A 17,913-nucleotide genomic window follows, 5' to 3' on the forward strand; every position below is an offset into this window, starting at 1 on the left:
GCATTTACCCACTCGTGGCGACCTTCCGTCAGCCAGCGTCGAGCATGTGGCGCAGTTCCTTCTTCAGTTCGCCAATCTCGTCGCGCAGCCGCGCAGCGATCTCGAATTGAAGGTTCGCTGCCGATTCGTGCATTTGCTCCGAGAGTTCCTCGATGAGTCCGGTCAGTTCCGCAGCGGGGCGCTGCGCGTTGGACACCTCGCGAGTTGAGGCCTTGGCGCCACCCTTCTTTGCCTGAGCCGCGAGGTCGAGCGTCTTCACGGTGTCCGCGTCCTCGCGCGCGAGCATCTCCGTGATGTCACCGATGCGTTTGCGCAGGGGTGTGGGGTCGATGCCGTTGTCGAGGTTGTATTGCACCTGACGCTCGCGCCGGCGAGTGGTCTCGTCGATGGCCTTGGCCATGGAGTCGGTGATCCGGTCCGCGTACATGTGCACCTCGCCGGAGACGTTACGGGCGGCACGGCCGATGGTCTGAATGAGTGATGTACCCGAGCGCAGGAAGCCCTCCTTGTCGGCGTCCAAAATGCTCACTAGAGACACCTCGGGAAGGTCCAGGCCCTCGCGCAACAGGTTGATGCCCACCAGCACGTCGAAGCGCCCCATGCGAAGTTCGCGCAGTAGCTCGACGCGCCTCAGGGTGTCGACATCCGAGTGCAGGTATTCCACGCGGATGTCGCGATCGCTCAGGAATTCCGTGAGGTCCTCCGCCATCTTCTTGGTCAGCGTGGTGACGAGCACGCGTTCGTCGCGCTCGACGCGCACCCGAATCTGCTCGAGCAGGTCGTCTATCTGTCCCTCGGTGGGCTTGACCACGATCTGCGGGTCGACGAGCCCGGTGGGGCGAATGATCTGCTCGACCACACCATCGGCCCGTTCCAACTCGTACTTTCCCGGCGTGGCCGACAAGTAGACGGTCTGGCCCACCCGCTCCTGAAATTCCGCCCACTTGAGCGGCCGGTTGTCCATCGCGGAGGGCAGGCGGAAACCGTGTTCGACCAGGGTGCGCTTGCGCGAGGCGTCGCCCTCGAACATCGCGCCGATCTGCGGCACGGTGACGTGTGACTCGTCGAGCACCAGCAGGAAGTCGTCCGGAAAGTAGTCGAGCAGCGTGTGCGGGGGCGTTCCGGGGGCGCGTTGTTCCATGTGACTCGAGTAGTTCTCAATGCCGGAGCAGGTGCCCACGGAGCGCATCATCTCGAGGTCAAACGTGGTGCGCATCTTCAGTCGTTGCGCCTCGAGCAACTTGTTCTGACTCTCCATCTCCTGCAGCCGCTCGCCGAGTTCCTGCTCGATGGTCGAGATCGCGCGGTTCATGCGGTCTTGACTCGCCACGTAGTGCGACGCCGGGAAGATATGAACCTGGTCGCGCTGTGCGACCTTCTCGCCCGTGAGTGGGTGCAGGGTGTACAGCGCCTCCACCTCGTCGCCGAACATCTCGATGCGGATGGCGAGCTCCTCGTACACCGGGATGATCTCAATGGTGTCGCCACGCACGCGGAAGGTGCCGCGCGTAAAGGCCAGGTCGTTGCGCGCGTACTGGTTCGCCACGAAATTCCGCAACAACTTGTCTCGGTCAAAGACGTCACCCACGGCCAGCGTCACCATGCCATCGATGTACTCCTCGGGGGTGCCAAGGCCGTAGATGCAGGACACCGACGAGACCACGATCACGTCACGGCGGGTCAGGAGCGAGTTGGTCGCCGAATACCGTAGTCGCTCCACCTCCTCATTGATCGAGGAGTCCTTCTCGATGAAGGTGTCCGTCTGAGGGACGTACGCCTCGGGCTGGTAGTAGTCGTAGTAGCTAACGAAGTACTCGACGGCGTTGTTGGGCAACAGTTCGCGGAATTCAGTGGCAAGCTGGGCGGCGAGCGTCTTGTTGTGAGCCATCACTAGCGTGGGTCGCTGCAGCTTCTCCACTAGCCAAGCTGTCGTCGCCGATTTTCCGGTACCAGTGGCACCCAGCAGCACCACGTCTTGCTCCCCCGCCTGAATGCGGCTAGCGAGATCCTCGATGGCCTTGGGCTGGTCGCCGGAGGGCTTGTATTCCGAGATCACCTCGAAGGGCGCCTCAGAGCGGCGTAGGTCAGAGTCAGTCATGCCTCAACGCTACGCCCCGGGTGTGACACGACGGGACACACCAGCCGCTACTGAGGGACGTGAATAGCCCAGAACTCGTCCACCTGGGCGCGCAATTGCTCCCGTGTTCCACTTCCGTCAAAGACGAAGTCGGCCACCGCCGCACGTTCCTCATCGGTCGCCTGCGAGTCGATGCGCGCCTGAGCGTGGTCGTGGAGCATGCTCCGAGTCTCCATGAGGCGCTTGAGGCGCACCTCGACGGGGGCCGCCACGGTCACGACCAACCCAAAGGCGCCGCCCTGGCCGGTCTCCACCAGCAGCGGAATGTCGTGCACCACGACCGCCTCGCCCGCCGCGCGGGCCTGCTTGTCCATCGCGGCGGCCATGGCCTCGATATACGGATGCACGATGCCGTTGAGTCGCTCGCGCGCCCGGTTGTCGCCAAAGATGAGCTTGCCGAGGGCCTCGCGGTCGAGCTCGCCGCGCACCACCACCTGGTCTCCAAAAGCGTGGACGATCTCCACGAGGGCAGCCGAGCCGGGCTCCACCACTCGACGCGACAGCACGTCGTGGTCAACGACGTGTGCACCGAGTTCGCCCAGGCGCTCGGCCACCACTGACTTGCCTGCGGCGATTCCGCCCGTGAGTCCGATGCGAAGCATGCGGGCAGTCTGGCACCTCACCCAGTTCCACGGCAAGACTGTGTGGCGCATTCCCCACGCGCTCGAGCCCCGGAATGCAAGAACGGCCCCCACCGCGAGGTGAGGGCCGTTCTTAGGTTAAGCGTTGGACTAGTTGCCCGTGAGCTTCTCGCGCAGTGCCGCGAGGCGCTCGTCCGATGCCAGCGTGCCGGCGTCCGACGAGGACTCCTCGTCCTGCGACGAGTAGGACGTGGGTCCGTCGTTCTTGGGGCCACGCTTCTTGGCTGCGGCGGCAACAGGAGCTGCCGTCTCTGCCTCGATGGCGGCTGCGTCCTGCTTGGCAACGAATGCCTTGTGCAGTTCCCAGCGCTCGTGTGCCTTGGCGTAGTCGGCCTCCCAGGCTTCGCGCTGCTCGTCGAAGCCTTCCTGCCACTCCTGCGTCTCGGCGTCGAAGCCCTCGGGGTACTTGTAGTTACCCGCTGCGTCGTACTCGGCGGTCATTCCGTACAGTGCGGGATCGAAGTCCTCACCGTTCGGGTCGACACCCTCGTTGGCCTGCTTGATGGACAGCGAGATGCGGCGACGCTCGAGGTCGATGTCGATGATCTTGACGAAGACGTCCTCGTCAGCCGACACGACCTGCTCGGGCAGCTCCACGTGGCGCGTGGCCAGCTCGGAGATGTGCACCAGGCCCTCGATGCCCTCGAACACGCGCACGAAGGCGCCGAAGGGAACCAGCTTGGTGACCTTGCCGGGAACGATCTGGCCGATCGCGTGGGTGCGTGCGTACACGGCCCACGGGTCTTCCTGCGTTGCCTTGAGCGACAGCGAGACACGCTCGCGGTCCATGTCGATGTCGAGAACCTCGACGTCAACTTCCTGGCCCACGGAGACGACCTCGTTGGGGTGGTCGATGTGCTTCCAGGACAGCTCGGAGACGTGCACGAGGCCGTCCACGCCACCCAGGTCCACGAAGGCACCAAAGTTGACGATGGAGGAGACGACACCCTTGCGCTGCTGGCCGGGAGCCAGTGCGGTGAGGAACGTCGAGCGCACCTCGGACTGCGTCTGCTCAAGGAAGGCACGGCGCGACAGGACCACGTTGTTGCGGTTCTTGTCGAGCTCGATGATCTTGGCCTCGATCTGCTGACCGATGTAGGGCGCGAGGTCGCGCACACGGCGCATCTCGACGAGCGAGGCGGGAAGGAAGCCGCGGAGGCCGATGTCCACGATGAGGCCACCCTTGACGACCTCGATCACGGAACCGGTCACGATGCCGTCCTCTTCCTTGACCTTCTCGATGCTGCCCCACGCACGCTCGTACTGTGCGCGCTTCTTGGACAGGATGAGACGGCCTTCCTTGTCCTCCTTGGTGAGAACGAGGGCCTCGATGGTGTCGCCAAGGTTCACGACCTCATCGGGGTTGGCGTCGTGACGGATCGACAGCTCGCGGGAAGGGATCACGCCTTCGGTCTTGTAACCGATGTCGAGGAGAACCTCGTCGCGGTCGACCTTAACGATGATGCCCTCGACGAGGTCACCGTCATCAAAGTTCTTGATCGTTGCGTCAATCGCGGCGAGGAAGTCTTCACTCGAGCCAATGTCGTTGACGGTAATGACGGTTTCTTCGGGGGTGGAGACGGACATGTAGTAGTTAACTCCGATATAGGTAGATTAAACGGATGGAATGGACATGACTCAGGGCAGGACGCACTGGGCCATCGACTATGGTATCCCGGCAAGCCCAAACGGCACAATGCGCGCGCACAATCGTGACCTGCGCGTTACGTCCAGACCGCCCCACACCCATGCCGGCGGACGATGCTGGCTCGCCGGGGAATCCGTCAAACCGTGTCGCTACAACCCGATCGCGGTGTCGAGTAGGTCGTCGGACACGAACTTGGTCTTGCCGGCCATGACCTTGAACGGGCGCATCTGCACCTGCTCGCCGCGCAACGCAGTGAAGACACCCGTATTACCCTCGACCGCCGCATCGATCGCCGCGACGCCAAACCGGGTCGCGAGCAGACGGTCGGTGGGCGTGGGCACGCCCCCACGTTGCGTGTAACCCAGCACGGTGAGGCGCGTGGCAAACCCGGTGGCCTCCTCGATGGCCTGAGTGATCTGGGCCCCGATCTGTCCTGCGATGGGGTTGCCCTTGGCGTCGAGGGTCTCGGACGGCTTCCACGACGACCCCTCGGCCGGTACGGCACCCTCAGCCACAGCGACGATGGAGAAGTTGCGGTGGCGGTGACGGTGGCGGATCTTCTTGACGATGTCGTCGATGTCGAAGGGTCGCTCGGGCGCCAGGATGATGTCGGCGCCACCGGCGACGCCAGCGGCGACAGCGATCCAGCCAGCGTGACGGCCCATGAGTTCCACCACCATGACCCGGTTGTGAGACTCGGCGGTGGAGTGGAGGCGGTCGATCGCCTCGGTCGCGATGGACACCGCAGTGTCAAAGCCGATGGAGGAGTCGGTCCCGACCACGTCGTTGTCGATGGTCTTAGGGATGCCGATGACCGGCACGCCTGCATTGTGGACCTTGGACGCCGCGCGCAGAGTGCCGTCGCCGCCAATGCAGATCAACGCGTCGAGGTTCTCACTCTGCGCAGTCTCGATGACGGCCTCAATTCCGCCCTCGACCTTGTGGGGGTGACAGCGCGCGGTGCCAAGCATGGTGCCGCCGGCGACCAGGATGCCGCTGACGTCTTCGCGGCTCATCGGCTGTGCGTCGCCGTCGATGACGCCCTGCCAACCATTGTGGAAGCCCATGATCGACACGCCGTGCTCGGCGGTTCCCCGCTTCACTACCGCTCGGATGGCTGCATTCAGCCCTGGGCAATCACCGCCACCGGTGAGGAGTCCAATACGCATGTGTCCAGCCTAGTTGCACTCGAAGGGGTCAGTGTCGCACCAAAGTCCTAGTGCCCGGCGGTGCGCCAGTTCTCGCCAACTCCCACATTCACGTCGAGCGGCACCGTGAGCTCCGCGGCGCCGTGCATCTCGTCGCGCAGGATCTTCTCCACCGCATCGGCCTCTCCCGTTGCGGCCTCGATCACGAGTTCGTCATGCACCTGAAGGAGCATGCGCGATTCCAGGCCCTCGGCCCGCAGCCGCGACTCTACTCCCAGCATGGCCCGCTTGATGAGGTCCGCGGCGCTGCCTTGAATGGGTGCATTGAGGGCCACACGCTCGGCGATATCGCGACGCTGACGGTTGCTCGAGGTGAGGTCGGGCAGGTAGCGCTTGCGACCAAAGATGGTTTCCGTATAGCCGTCCTTGCGGGCCTGCTCCACGACGGACTTGAGGTAGTCGCGCACGGCACCGAATCGAGAGAAGTAGTCGTCCATGAGCGCCTGCGCCTCGCCCACCGGCAGCTTCAGCTGGCGCGAGAGTCCAAAGGCGGAGAGCCCGTAGGCAAGCCCATAGGACATGGCCTTGACATGCCCGCGCATCTCGGGCGTCACGTCCTCGGGCTTCACGCCATAGACGCGCGAGCCCACAAACCGGTGCAGGTCCTCGCCGCCCTTGAAGGCCTCGATCAGAGCGCCGTCGCCGGACAGGTGCGCCATGATGCGCATCTCGATCTGGCTGTAGTCGGCGGTCACGAGCGTGTCGCATCCCTCGCCCACTACGAAGGCCTCGCGGATACGGTGCCCCTCCGGCGTGCGGATGGGAATGTTCTGCAGGTTGGGGTCCTTGGAGCTCAGGCGGCCCGTGGACGCGACCGTCTGGCTAAACGTCGTGTGAATGCGGCCATCGGAACGCACCGAGGCCGCGAGCCCGTCGATGATCTGCGCCAACTTGGTGGAGTCACGGTGAGCCAACAGCGCCTCGAGGAACGGGTGGGGGTTCTTCTCATTGAGTTCCGCGAGCGACGCGGCATCGGTCGTGTAGCCGGTCTTGATCTTTTTAGTCTTGGGCATCTCTAACTGGTCGAACAGCACTTCTTGAAGCTGCTTGGGCGACCCTAGATTGACCTCGCGACCGCCGATGGCCTCGTAGGCAGCATCGGCCGCCTGTCCAGCCCGGCCGCGTGCCTGGTCGCTGAGCGACTGCAGGTGTTCGCCGTCGATCGCGATGCCTGCGTTCTCCATCGTGGACAGCACCGCAATGAGCGGCACTTCCATGTCTCGGTACAGGTCCCCCATGCCGCGTTCCTCGACCTGCGCCTCCAGATCGAGAGCCAACGCCCCCACTACGGAGGCGCGCTCCGCCGCGGAGTGTGCCGCCGAGCTCTCCAGGCCCAAGTCGAGTTCGTCGCCCGCTGCGCCCGAGCCGATGCTCTGACTCAGGAAGCGCTGCGCCACATCCTCGAGTGAGAATCCGCGCTGGTCGGCATTGACGAGGAACGCCGCGATCTGGGTGTCGCCTACCACGCCTTCTAGGTCGAATCCGCGAGCCTTGAGCGCGTGCCACGCGTCCTTGGCTCCGTGAAGCACCTTGGGGATGTCCGCATCGGAGAGCCACGCGCTCAGCAACTTGTCCTCCGCCGGGCTCAGCGCCGTCAGATCGATGGCCCAGGCCGTGCCCGGTGCATGGCACACACCAATGGCCCACGCGTCGGCATCGGCGCCGAGTTTGCCTTCCACATATATATAGGCACGAGCGGCCGATGCGGTGGCGGCCTCGACGGCCTTCTCGCTCACCACTTCCACAACATCGGACGATGCTGGTTCGGCGAGGGCGCCCGGGTCACCATCCGCGACCAAGGGCAATAGCTTGTCGCGCAGCGTCTTGAACTGGAGCGCGTCGCACACCTCGTGGATGGCCGTGGCATCGGCGCCACCGTACGCGAGGTCGGCAACCGTGAGCGGCAAATCCAGGTCTGTGACGAGGTGATTGAGTTCGCGGTTGAGCTTGACGTTGTCCAGGTGGGCACGCAGCGACTCCCCCGCCTTGCCCGGCACGTCCTCGGCGCGGTCCAGGATCTCGGGTAGCGAGCCGTACGTATTGATCCACTTCGCGGCGGTCTTGGGGCCCACGCCCGGCACACCGGGAAGGTTGTCGCTGGTCTCGCCTACGAGCGCGGCGAGCTCCGGGTACTGGTGTGGAAGCAGGCCATACTTTTCCTGCACCGCCGGCGGCGTGTACTTGACTAGGTCCGACACGCCCTTGCGGGGGTAGAGCAGGGTGACGTTCTCGTTGACCAGCTGAATCGTGTCCCGGTCGCCGGAGACCACCAGAACTGTCATCCCAGCATCGGCGCCCTGCTTCGCGTACGTGGCCAGGACATCGTCCGCTTCGAAATTCTCTTTGTCGACCACCTCGATGCGTAGCGCGGCGAGCATCTCGCGCAGTAACGGTACCTGGGGGGAAAACTCGGGCGGCGTCTCATCACGGGTGCCCTTGTAGGACGGGAGCCGCTCAGTGCGGAAGGTGCCGCCAGGCAGATCGAATGCGACCGCGATGTGAGTGGGCTTGTTGTCCTTGATCAGCGTCGCGAGCATCGTCGTGAAGCCGTACACCGCGTTGGTCGGCACCCCCGTCGATGTCGCGAAGTTCTCGACCGGAAGCCCGAAGAACGCGCGGAACGCCATCGAGAAGCCGTCGATTAGGAGCAGGGTGCCATTGTTAGATTCACTCACAGGTGACAACCTATCCCCATGAATGAATCGATGCTTGCGGCACTCCAGAACATGCCCAAAGACAATCTGATCACCCGAATGGGAATCGAGTTCCTGTCCATCACGGCGGACGAGGCGGTGGGGACTATGCCCGTTGAGGGCAACGTGCAGCCCTACGGGCTCTTGCATGGCGGGGCGTCCGCCGTCTTGGCCGAGACGTTGGGCTCGATGGCGGCCATGGCACACGCCGGTGAGGGGCGAATGGCGGTGGGTGTCGACCTTAATATCACTCACCATCGCTCAGTTCGTAATGGAATCGTGACCGGAACCGCGACAGCATTACATCGTGGGCGTACCACCGCGACATACGCGATAAACGTGACAGACCAGGACAATCACAATCTCGCAACGGCCCGACTCACCTGCGTGGTGAAAACATTGCCGTAACAACTGTGGTCTATGTTGGAAGCAACCCAGACGAGGAGGACTAGGTGCGGAACGCCAACCATGCGGGGCAAAAAGCCCGCCACTTTCCGCTGCGTATAGCCCTGTTATCTACATTGACGGTGGCTGCAATCACCGTGATATCGGCAGTGCCAGCGCAGGCTTCACAACTAGCTACTGAGGTAGCGGACACGTCCGGAGGGACCGAGACAAACCTCCTCCTACAGAACCTTTTGAACGGAATCACGTTCGGCCTCTTGCTGGCCCTCGCCTCCGTTGGACTCTCCCTGATTTACGCCACCACGGGACTGAGTAACTTCGCACACGGCGAGCAGGTCACCTTTGGTGCCGCCGCCGCGTTCGCCGCAGTCACCGCCGGCGCCCCGCTACTGCTAGCGGCCGTGATCGCCGTCGCCGCGGGTGGTGCGTCAGGCTGGCTCCAAGACACTGTGCTGTGGTCTCAACTGAGAAAGCGGCGCATCGCGCCAATGCAGCAGATGATCGTGTCGATCGGGCTCGCTTTGGCTGCCGTCAACCTGCTGCAGATCTGGATGGGCGCACAGCGTGTTCGCCTCTCCACGTCAATCGAGGTGCGGTACGAGTTCGGTCCCGTCTCCATCGGTCCGCAGACCATGATCTCGATGGCCGTCTGTATCGTCGCACTTGGCGCCGTGGGCTTCTTCCTGCAGCGCACCCGCCTGGGGCGCGCCACCCGCGCCGTGTCGGATAACCCGGCCCTGGCATCGGCGACCGGTATCTCCGTGAACCGAGTCATCCGCATCGTGTGGATCATGTCCGGCTCGCTCGCCGCCCTCGGTGGCGTGCTGCTCGCGCTGTACGAAAACACGTCGGACTTTAGCGCCGGTGCTCGCATCCTGCTGCTCATGTTCGCCGCGGTGACGCTCGGTGGCCTCGGTCACCCGTTCGGCGCACTCGTAGGCTCGCTCGTCGTCGGCGTCGTAGCCGAGGTCTCGACCGTGTTCCTCCCCACGCCGGACCTCAAGTACGCGATCGTGATGGGCATGCTCATCCTGACGCTGCTGGTGCGACCACAAGGATTGCTCGGCCGAAAGGAAAGGGTGGGCTGACATGGACATCAACGACATTCTGCAGATCATCGTCTCGCCCACGACGGCAGCATTCGCGCTCGCCGCAATCGGGCTCAACTTCCACTACGGACTCACCGGCCTGCTCAACATGGGTCAGGCGGGCTTCATGCTCATCGGCATGTACGGCTACGCGATCACCGTCTCTCAGGGTGGATCGATGTGGCTCGGCATTCTCATCTCCTTCGTCGGAGCCATTCTGTTCGCGCTGTTCCTCGGTTGGCCAACACTGCGACTTCGCGGTGACTATCTAGCCATCGTGACCATCGCTGCCGCGGAAATGGTCCGACTCATCGGCCGCTCGCAGTGGCTCAAGGAGTGGACCGGCGGTAACACCGGGCTTCGAGGCAATCAGTTCAAGGGACCCTTTGAGAACCTCTCGCCCTTCCAGCCGGCGCGGATCGTCGAGATCGGCCCATTCAGCTTCCACACCACGATCTGGTGGCTCATGTTGGTGGGCTGGGTGGCTGTCGCCGTGGCGGCCGGCCTGTTCTGGCGTCTCAACAAGAGCCCCTGGGGCCGTGTGCTCAAGGGAGTCCGCGAGGACGAGGACGCCGTGCGTTCGCTAGGTAAGAGCGTGTACTCGTTCAAGATGCAGGCACTGATCATCGGTGGTGTTCTTGGTGCCGCGGGTGGTGTGATCTGGGCTCACGGCAACGCCGTTCAGCCTGACTCTATGGGTCGTGTCACCACGTTCTGGATCTGGACCATGCTGCTCCTGGGTGGTGCGGCCACGGTGCTCGGACCGATTCTCGGTTCGGTGCTGTTCTGGGCCATGTTCGTGTTCATCAAGCAACTCGCGCCGCTGGTGCTCCCGAACCTCGCACCGCAGCAAATTGAGCCGCTCGCACTGGCATTCGTCGGTATCGGACTGATTCTGTTGATTGTCTTTAGACCACAAGGAATTCTCGGAGACAAGAGGGAGATATCACTCAATGTCTGACACGAAACCAAACCTATTTGAAGGCGTCGAGGCCACGCCGGGTGCGGCTAAGCCCGACCCGATCATCGTCGCCGATGGCATCACGCGCCAGTTCGGTGGTCTGACCGCTGTCGACGTCAAGCACTTTGAGGCGCAGCGTCACGCAATCACCGCGCTCATTGGGCCCAACGGTGCCGGTAAGTCGACGTTCTTCAACCTGTTGACGAGCTTCGACACCCCGAACTCGGGATCCGCGCAGTTCAACGCTGTCGAACCCGGTATGCCCGACTCCGACGTGCGCACCATTGATCTGGGCGGCATGTCCTCGGCCAACGTCGCGCGTGCCGGAATGGTCCGTACCTTCCAACTCACCAAGGCACTCAACCGCATGTCGGTCATGGAGAATATGCGACTCGGCGCACAGCACCAGTCAGGTGAGAACGTGCTGAACGCGATGCTCGCTCCCCTGTGGCGCAAACGGGAGCAGGAGATCACCGAGCAGGCGGAGTCGCTGCTGGAGCGCTTCAAGCTGCTCGACAAGCAGGACGACTACGCAGGTTCGCTCTCCGGCGGCCAGCGCAAGCTCCTCGAAATGGCGCGGGCGCTCATGTCCAAGCCGTCGATGATCATGCTCGACGAGCCCATGGCCGGAGTGAACCCCGCGTTGACCGAGAGCCTGCTGGACCACATTGTTGGGCTCAAGGAAGATGGCGTGACCGTGCTGTTTGTTGAGCACGACATGCACATGGTGCGACGCATCTCTGACTGGGTCGTGGTGATGGCCGAGGGCAAGATCATTGCCGAAGGTGACCCGCATGAGGTGATGGCCAACCAGGCGGTGCAGGACGCTTACCTGGGTAGCCACCACGACACCAACCTGTTCGAGGAGCGATAGTGACTGACCCGCAGACCATTATTTCCGCAGATCACCTCATTGCCGGGTACCTGCCCGGCGTTGACATCCTCAACGGATGCTCAATGGACGTCAAGGACGGCGAACTCATCGGCGTGATCGGCCCCAACGGTGCCGGCAAGTCGACGTTCCTCAAGGCCCTATTTGGCCTGGTACCCGTTCGCGAGGGCAAGGTCCAGCTTCGCGGTGAGGACATCACGAACCTCAAGGCGGACAAGCTCGTTCAGCGTGGAATCGGGTTCGTCCCGCAGACCGAGAACGTGTTCCCCACGCTGTCAATCGAGGAGAACCTCGAGATGGGCGCCTACCAGGCTCCCAAGACCTACAAGTCCCAGCGGGCGAAGATGTACGACCTCTTCCCCGTCCTGGGTAAGCGTCGCAATCAGCAGGCGGGTTCGCTGTCAGGTGGTGAACGCCAGATGGTAGCCATGGCGCGCGCCCTCATGATGGACCCCAGCGTGTTGTTGCTCGATGAGCCGAGTGCTGGCCTCTCCCCTGACCGCCAGGACGAGACGTTCGTGCGTACGCGCGACATCAACCGTACCGGTGTCACCGTGATCATGGTGGAGCAGAACGCACGTCGCTGCCTTCAGATCTGTGACCGCGGCTACGTGTTGGACCAAGGCACGAGTGCCTATACGGCGACCGGCCAGGAACTCCTCGCGGACCCCAAGGTCATCGAGTTGTACCTCGGTACTCTGGGCGCGGACAAGGATGACGAGGACGACGCTGACGCTAGCGCCGCTCCCGAAGCCACCCCGGAGAAGTCCGAGTAGCAGTCAGTATCTGATTCAGGTCAGCCGCGGTGCCCCCTCAAGGGCGCCGCGGCTTTCTTGTTGTTGGTGGTGGCTGACATGAGTCGGCTGGCCCTGGCGGCGCGGCCGGTGTGCACTGTGCTGAGGGTGCAGCCGGTGTCCCCTGTGCTTTCCGTGCATCCAGTCTGAACTTTGCTGGCGCGGTGCGGCCGGCGTGCCCTCCGCTTGCGGCGCGTAACTAGAGTGGCGCACTACGCGCCTGCGGGCTGCCTCGGCTGGCAGCTACTGCACCTCACGACACTTCGCCCTCGCCTGGTGGTCCAAATCGGCCCAACAGGGCGTGACAGCGGCTCTCAGCGTGCCATATCGGACCAATACGGGGTCAGTGCCGCTGGGTGGTGGGCTCGGTGGTGGGCTGGGTGGCTGGGCGGGCTGGGGTGGCTGGGTGGCTGGGTGTGGCACGACGCAAAGAAGCCCCCAGCCTTGCGGCTGGGGGCTTCTCTATGGAGCGTGTACGAGGTGGTGGGGCTTACGCCTCACCCTCCTGTGCACTCTGCCACTCAATGGTGTTGTCATTGAGGTACTTGTAGATGCCGATGAAGGCACTCGACGGGTCGTTCTGGTCGTTCAGCGGACCTGAACCTGCCACCGTCTTGTAGTTGATCTCCTGGCCGTCCTGCAGAAGTGCGAGGCAGTCAGCGTAGGTGGAGCACTCGTCTCCACCAGTAGCACCGGTCACAGCTGCGAGGTTCTCCTGAACCGTCGTGCCGTCAGTGCCCTGACCCTTCTCAGCTGCGAGAGCAACAAGAATCGTTGCGTCGTACGACTCGGGGCCGTACGCGAACGAGTCAAGCGGCTCGGGTGCGACCGAGTTGAGGCGCTCCTTGAAGGCGTCATCGGGGAATGCACCGGGAATCGTTCCCTGTGCGCCCTCGAGCACACCTGGGTCGAAGTCGCCGGAGTAGTCCGCGGTGTTGCCGTCCGTCATGTAGACGGCGCTCATGTCGGTCCAACCGGCACCAACGAGCTCAGGAATGATCTGCTTGGTCTGGTCGAACGCGATGACCACGATCGAGTCAGGGTCTGCTGCCAGCACTGCCTGAACGTCCGAGGAGAAGTTCGATGCCTTGGGGTCAAACTCGTCTCCGGGGTTACCGTAAACGAGTTCTGCGCCCTGAGGCTCAACCGTCTCCTTGATGACGTCGCGCAGCGACGTGCCGTAGTCCTCGTTGAAGACCAGCACACCGATCTTCGTGTGACCGTCATTGACGATCAGGTTACCGAGCACGTTGCCCTGTACCGTGTCCGGCGGTGCCACGCGGAAGTAGAACGGTGAGTAGCCCGACAGCGCCGTCGAGGTGTTGGCCGGCGAGATCATCACGGTGGATGCCTTGGCGATCGTGTCAACGACGTTGAGCGACACGGTGGACGAGGCCGCACCGACGATGGCTGCTGCGCCATCACCGAGGAGCTTGTCTACCGAGGTGCTTGCAATGGTGGGGTTGTCTGCGTCAGACGAGTCCGTGTGCTCGACACGAACGTCCTGGCCCATCACGCCACCGGCTTCGTTGATCTCCTGGATAGCGAGGTCAACACCGGCGATCTCGGGCGGGCCGAGGTACGCAAGGCTTCCGGTGATCGGAAGCAGCGAGCCGATAAGCAGGCCGTCACCGGATGCTGCGGGCGAGTCACTCGAGTCCATTGAACCCGTTGCTGAGCCCGAAGGCTCCGGGTCGCTACTTGACGAGCAAGCAGCCAAGGCCAGCGCGCCAACGGCCACTACGGACGCTCCGCGGGCGATGGTTTTCCATCGTGCCATGTTGTTCCCTCCAACTCGATGGGGCGAGCCCCATCGTTCGATTACCACGAGGACGGTCCTCGTGTGCAATACCTCGACGTTACCGCTTAAATATTTCGAATTGGGGTCCCGTTCATCACAATTTCGTGACCTCTTGCGGGGAATACCTGGGTGATTTACTTCTTGCCCATCTGATCTATCACCGCTTCTGCCACTTCTTTCATGGTCAGGCGGCGGTCCATCGACGTCTTTTGGATCCACCGGAAGGACTCAGGCTCATTGAGCTTCATGGTCTCCATCAGCAGTCCCTTGGCACGCTCAACGAGCTTGCGTGTCTGCATGCGCTCGTTGATGTCCGCGATCTCGTTCTCGAGAGCGCGGATCTCCACGAACCTCGAGGCAGCGATCTCCACGGCGGGCAGGAGGTCAGCCGGGGTGAAGGGCTTCACCACGTAGGCCATAGCACCTGCGTCCCGGGCACGCTCGACTAGTTCAGTCTGCGAGAACGCGGTGAGCAACACGACCGGCGCCAAGCGCTCTTGAGCGATGTGCTCAGCGGCAGTGATGCCATCCATGACGGGCATCTTGATGTCCATCACGATGACGTCAGGCTTGAGCTCCTTGGCGAGGGCCACGGCTTCTTCGCCATTGGCCGCCTCGCCTACGACGTCGTATCCTCCTTCGCGGAGGGTCTCGACGATGTCCATACGGATCAGGGCTTCGTCCTCGGCCACGATGGCACGGCGCTTCTTAGCGCCAGTCGTAGCGGCGGATTCTTGAGTGTTGTTGTCAGAAGTTTCGGTCACAAGCGCTAGCCTAGTGTGCGCGCCCCGATAGCCCAACTGGCAGAGGCATACGGCTCAAACCCGTACCAGTGTGGGTTCGAATCCCACTCGGGGCACATGGCGTGAGTTTGACGCTTGAGAGGCCCGTTCGCCGGAGGCACTTGCCACCAGCGAACGGGCCTTTCGTGTCTCATTTGGCCGAACGCGTAATGCTAGCCACGGTGCCTCGCACCCGCGATACTTGAGCCATGGTCAAATCAAATGCGAAGCGCACGAACGACACCAAGCGCCACATCGCCCTCGTGGCCCACGACAACAAGAAGGTTGACCTGCTCGAGTGGGCGGGATTTAACGTTGGCACGCTGTCGCAGCATCACATCTACGCCACCGGAACCACGGGCACGATGCTGGAGTACGAGTTGGGCCTCAAGGTCACCCGTTTTCTCTCCGGGCCAGTCGGTGGCGACCAGCAGATCGGCGCGAAAATCGCAGAGGGAGGCATCGACACCCTGTTCTTCTTCTGGGATCCACTAGAGGCCCAGCCACACGACCCCGACGTCAAAGCCCTGCTTCGCATCGGCGCAGTGTGGAACATCCCCATGGCCTCAAACATGGCCACCGCGGACTTTCTCATCTCGTCACCGCTGTTCGGCGAACCGTACGACCGCACGGTCCCTGATCTAGGTGACCGTGACTGGTCGGCGATGCGCACGTCGGACTGATCTCGCTGGCAGTCACATCGCTACCTTCCTGGGCTCAGGATGAAATTACGCCAACGTGGTGTTGATACGTACGTAGGCATCTGAGAGCACACAGGAGGAATCGTGACGACCACCGACAGCACTCCCCCGATGGATCCCACCTCATCGGAAGCGACCGAGACGCAACTCGCCCACGCGTCAGCCCAAGGTGAGGCGTACCGCCGGGCGTTGGACTACATGGCGAACGACATCGCTCACGACGGCGGCAAGCGGGCCGCAGGCGACTACATCGTCGCGTATGCGATCGAGGAAGCCGAGGGCATGTACGCCCTCGAGGACGGCAAACTCGTCTGGCACAACCCCGGCAATTCCAACGCTCACGTCGAAGTCGCGATCCAGGATGGCGCCGACGGCCGCTTTGTTCCAGCGCTAGACGTCACCGCCACGCTGGTCACGCCCAGCGGCCAAGAATTGGGCCCTCACCGTCAAGAGTTCGTCTGGCATCCCATGCTGTATCACTATGCACGCAACTGGGAAGTGCCCGAGGACGGCGAGTACACCCTACGCGTCCACATCGAGCCGGCCGCGTTCATGAGGCACGACGAGATCAACGGGCGCCGATACGCGGAGGCCGTCGATGTCGAATTCACCAGCGTCAAGATCAAGCGCGGCTCCGAGCCGGTCGAACCTCCCGCATAACCCGCGCACACACCACTAACCACGACAAAGCCCGCCACCGTCCGAGGACGGGGCGGGCTTTGTGATGGGCGAGTGACCGCTAGGCGCGGACCTGGCCTACCTTGTGCACGAAGATCGAGTTCGTGGTGCCGGGGATCCCGACCGGGGTACCCGAGACGACAACGACGTAGTCGCCGTCAACTGCCTTACCGGACTCCTTAAGGAAGGTGTCCACGAGGCTCACCATCGCGTCAGTGTCCTCCACCTTGGCGACCAACTCGGCGTCAATGCCCCAGCTGAGCGCGAGCATCTTCTGAGTGTGAGCATCGGGCGTGAACGCCAGCATCGGCACCGTGGGGCGCAGACGCGACATACGAAGCGCAGAATCGCCTGACTGCGTGAACGTGACGATGTACTTCACATCCAGCGTGTCCGCGATCTCGGCAGCGGCGTGCGTGATGGACCCGCCACGAGTCTTGGGCGTGGTGAGGAACGGCGCGATACGGTTCGAGCCCTTCTCCTCCGTGTTCTGGATGATACGGGCCATCGTCTCGACCGTGATGATGGGGTATTCGCCCACTGAGGTCTCGCCGGACAGCATGACCGCGTCGGCGCCATCAAGCACCGCGTTAGCGCAGTCCGAGGTCTCGGCGCGGGTCGGGACCGGCGAGGAGATCATGGACTCGAGCACCTGCGTGGCGACGATGACGGGCTTCGCCTGGGCGCGAGCAAGCTCGATGGCACGCTTCTGAATCAGCGGCACCTCTTCGAGAGGCATCTCGACGCCGAGGTCTCCACGGGCAACCATGATCCCGTCAAACGCGTCGACGATCTCCGCGAGGTTTTCGATGGCCTGCGGCTTCTCCACCTTGGCGACGACCGGAAGGGTCTTGCCCTCCTCGGCCATAATGCGCGCGCAGTCCTCGTAGTCCTTGGCGGAACGCACGAACGATAGGGCGATGTAGTCAGCACCCAACTTGAGGGCCCAGCGCAAGTCCTCCTCGTCCTTTTCGGACAATGCAGGCACCGACACGGCGACGCCGGGAAGGTTGATGCCCTTGTTGTTCGACACGTTTCCTGGAACGACGACCTTGGTGACGACATCGGTCTCGGTAACCGACGTGACCTCAAGGCGCACCTTGCCGTCATCGATCAGCAGCGAGTCTCCGATGTTGCAGTCCGCGGGTAGACCCTTGAACGTGGTACCGCAGATGTCCTTGGTGCCCTCCACATCACGCGTGGTGATGGTGAAGACGTCATCGATCTCGAGCATGTGGGGGCCGTCGGCGAAGCGCTCGAGGCGAATCTTGGGGCCCTGAAGGTCGACGAGTACCGCGACGTTGCGTCCGGCCTCTTCTGCTGCCTGGCGAACGTTGCGATACACCGCCTCGTGAACGGAGAAGTCTCCGTGGCTGCGGTTGAGGCGCGCGACGTCCATCCCTGCCGCGACCAGTGCTCGCATCTGCTCAATGGACTCGGTAGCGGGACCAATCGTGCAGACAATCTTTGCGTTTCGCATGTTC

15 protein-coding genes and 1 tRNA gene are annotated in these 17,913 nt (G+C 63.0%); 8 read left to right on the top strand and 8 right to left on the bottom strand.

Annotated elements, in window-relative coordinates; translation table 11 throughout:
- Positions 1–28: 28 nt before the first annotated feature.
- The 5 genes from uvrB to polA all read right to left on the bottom strand — a co-directional run bounded on the left by uvrB (position 29) and on the right by polA (position 8,309).
- Positions 29–2,098 (bottom strand): excinuclease ABC subunit UvrB, encoded by a 2,070-nt coding sequence (gene uvrB, locus AOP73_RS11180; protein WP_061965998.1) that lies wholly within the window; start codon positions 2,096–2,098, stop codon positions 29–31.
- 47 nt (positions 2,099–2,145) lie between these two features.
- A complete protein-coding gene (gene coaE, locus AOP73_RS11185) occupies positions 2,146–2,739 on the bottom strand; it encodes a dephospho-CoA kinase (protein WP_061966000.1) in 594 nt (197 codons plus the stop codon).
- Between the two features lie 129 nt (positions 2,740–2,868).
- The gene (rpsA, locus tag AOP73_RS11190; RefSeq protein WP_061966002.1) at positions 2,869–4,365 is read right to left on the bottom strand and encodes a 30S ribosomal protein S1; all 1,497 of its coding nucleotides are present in this window, start codon (positions 4,363–4,365) and stop codon (positions 2,869–2,871) included.
- Positions 4,366–4,575: 210 nt separating this feature from the next.
- Positions 4,576–5,595, bottom strand: coding sequence for a 6-phosphofructokinase (locus AOP73_RS11195; protein ID WP_061966004.1), 1,020 nt, complete (start codon positions 5,593–5,595; stop codon positions 4,576–4,578).
- 47 nt (positions 5,596–5,642) lie between these two features.
- Positions 5,643–8,309 (bottom strand): DNA polymerase I, encoded by a 2,667-nt coding sequence (gene polA, locus AOP73_RS11200; RefSeq protein WP_269078526.1) that lies wholly within the window; start codon positions 8,307–8,309, stop codon positions 5,643–5,645.
- 18 nt (positions 8,310–8,327) lie between these two features.
- On the opposite strand from polA, the gene AOP73_RS11205 reads away from it, so the two are divergent.
- The 5 genes from AOP73_RS11205 (at position 8,328) to AOP73_RS11225 (ending at position 12,449) form a co-directional block, all read left to right on the top strand.
- Positions 8,328–8,735, top strand: a complete 408-nt coding sequence (locus AOP73_RS11205; protein ID WP_201774517.1) for a PaaI family thioesterase — start codon at positions 8,328–8,330, stop codon at positions 8,733–8,735.
- A 119-nt stretch (positions 8,736–8,854) separates the two neighbouring features.
- A complete protein-coding gene (locus tag AOP73_RS11210) occupies positions 8,855–9,820 on the top strand; it encodes a branched-chain amino acid ABC transporter permease (protein WP_160295472.1) in 966 nt (321 codons plus the stop codon).
- A 1-nt stretch (position 9,821) separates the two neighbouring features.
- Entirely contained in the window at positions 9,822–10,781 is a 960-nt protein-coding gene (locus tag AOP73_RS11215; RefSeq protein ID WP_061966010.1) for a branched-chain amino acid ABC transporter permease, read from the top strand.
- On the top strand, positions 10,774–11,655 hold the full coding sequence (locus tag AOP73_RS11220; protein ID WP_061966012.1) for an ABC transporter ATP-binding protein: 882 nt from the start codon (positions 10,774–10,776) through the stop codon (positions 11,653–11,655). The genes AOP73_RS11215 and AOP73_RS11220 overlap by 8 nt, the downstream gene beginning before the upstream one ends.
- Positions 11,655–12,449: an ABC transporter ATP-binding protein gene (locus AOP73_RS11225; protein ID WP_369345530.1), complete on the top strand. Its 795-nt coding sequence runs from the start codon at positions 11,655–11,657 to the stop codon at positions 12,447–12,449. The genes AOP73_RS11220 and AOP73_RS11225 overlap by 1 nt, the downstream gene beginning before the upstream one ends.
- Before the next feature lie 508 nt (positions 12,450–12,957).
- Here AOP73_RS11225 and AOP73_RS11230 read toward each other — a convergent pair.
- Both AOP73_RS11230 and AOP73_RS11235 read right to left on the bottom strand, forming a co-directional pair.
- Positions 12,958–14,247, bottom strand: a complete 1,290-nt coding sequence (locus AOP73_RS11230) for an ABC transporter substrate-binding protein (RefSeq protein ID WP_061966016.1) — start codon at positions 14,245–14,247, stop codon at positions 12,958–12,960.
- 155 nt (positions 14,248–14,402) lie between these two features.
- Positions 14,403–15,032 carry an ANTAR domain-containing response regulator gene (locus tag AOP73_RS11235; RefSeq protein ID WP_061966018.1) on the bottom strand — a complete coding sequence of 210 codons (630 nt, stop codon included), beginning with the start codon at positions 15,030–15,032 and terminating at the stop codon, positions 14,403–14,405.
- Between the two features lie 21 nt (positions 15,033–15,053).
- Between AOP73_RS11235 and AOP73_RS11240 the strand changes: the two genes are divergently transcribed.
- The 3 genes from AOP73_RS11240 to AOP73_RS11250 all read left to right on the top strand — a co-directional run bounded on the left by AOP73_RS11240 (position 15,054) and on the right by AOP73_RS11250 (position 16,411).
- A tRNA-Leu gene (locus tag AOP73_RS11240) sits at positions 15,054–15,127 on the top strand.
- Positions 15,128–15,259: 132 nt separating this feature from the next.
- Positions 15,260–15,733: a methylglyoxal synthase gene (locus AOP73_RS11245; RefSeq protein WP_061966020.1), complete on the top strand. Its 474-nt coding sequence runs from the start codon at positions 15,260–15,262 to the stop codon at positions 15,731–15,733.
- Positions 15,734–15,835: 102 nt separating this feature from the next.
- Positions 15,836–16,411, top strand: a complete 576-nt coding sequence (locus tag AOP73_RS11250) for an iron transporter (protein ID WP_061966022.1) — start codon at positions 15,836–15,838, stop codon at positions 16,409–16,411.
- Positions 16,412–16,490: 79 nt separating this feature from the next.
- Here the strand turns inward: AOP73_RS11250 and pyk are convergent, their stop codons facing one another.
- Positions 16,491–17,909, bottom strand: coding sequence for a pyruvate kinase (gene pyk, locus AOP73_RS11255; RefSeq protein WP_061966024.1), 1,419 nt, complete (start codon positions 17,907–17,909; stop codon positions 16,491–16,493).
- Positions 17,910–17,913: the final 4 nt, after the last annotated feature.

The sequence above is a fragment of the Demequina aurantiaca genome (genome assembly GCF_000975135.1).
Classification (GTDB): Bacteria; Actinomycetota; Actinomycetes; order Actinomycetales; family Demequinaceae; genus Demequina; species Demequina aurantiaca.

Excerpts from the sequence above, each read along its gene's own strand:
- AOP73_RS11215 (WP_061966010.1), top strand. The coding sequence starts at position 9,822 with ATGGACATCAACGACATTCTGCAGATCATCGTCTCGCCCACGACGGCA.
- pyk (WP_061966024.1), bottom strand. The coding sequence starts at position 17,909 with ATGCGAAACGCAAAGATTGTCTGCACGATTGGTCCCGCTACCGAGTCC.
- rpsA (WP_061966002.1), bottom strand. The coding sequence starts at position 4,365 with ATGTCCGTCTCCACCCCCGAAGAAACCGTCATTACCGTCAACGACATT.
- AOP73_RS11220 (WP_061966012.1), top strand. The coding sequence starts at position 10,774 with ATGTCTGACACGAAACCAAACCTATTTGAAGGCGTCGAGGCCACGCCG.
- AOP73_RS11195 (WP_061966004.1), bottom strand. The coding sequence starts at position 5,595 with ATGCGTATTGGACTCCTCACCGGTGGCGGTGATTGCCCAGGGCTGAAT.
- uvrB (WP_061965998.1), bottom strand. The coding sequence starts at position 2,098 with ATGACTGACTCTGACCTACGCCGCTCTGAGGCGCCCTTCGAGGTGATC.
- AOP73_RS11230 (WP_061966016.1), bottom strand. The coding sequence starts at position 14,247 with ATGGCACGATGGAAAACCATCGCCCGCGGAGCGTCCGTAGTGGCCGTT.
- coaE (WP_061966000.1), bottom strand. The coding sequence starts at position 2,739 with ATGCTTCGCATCGGACTCACGGGCGGAATCGCCGCAGGCAAGTCAGTG.
- AOP73_RS11245 (WP_061966020.1), top strand. The coding sequence starts at position 15,260 with ATGGTCAAATCAAATGCGAAGCGCACGAACGACACCAAGCGCCACATC.
- AOP73_RS11205 (WP_201774517.1), top strand. The coding sequence starts at position 8,328 with ATGAATGAATCGATGCTTGCGGCACTCCAGAACATGCCCAAAGACAAT.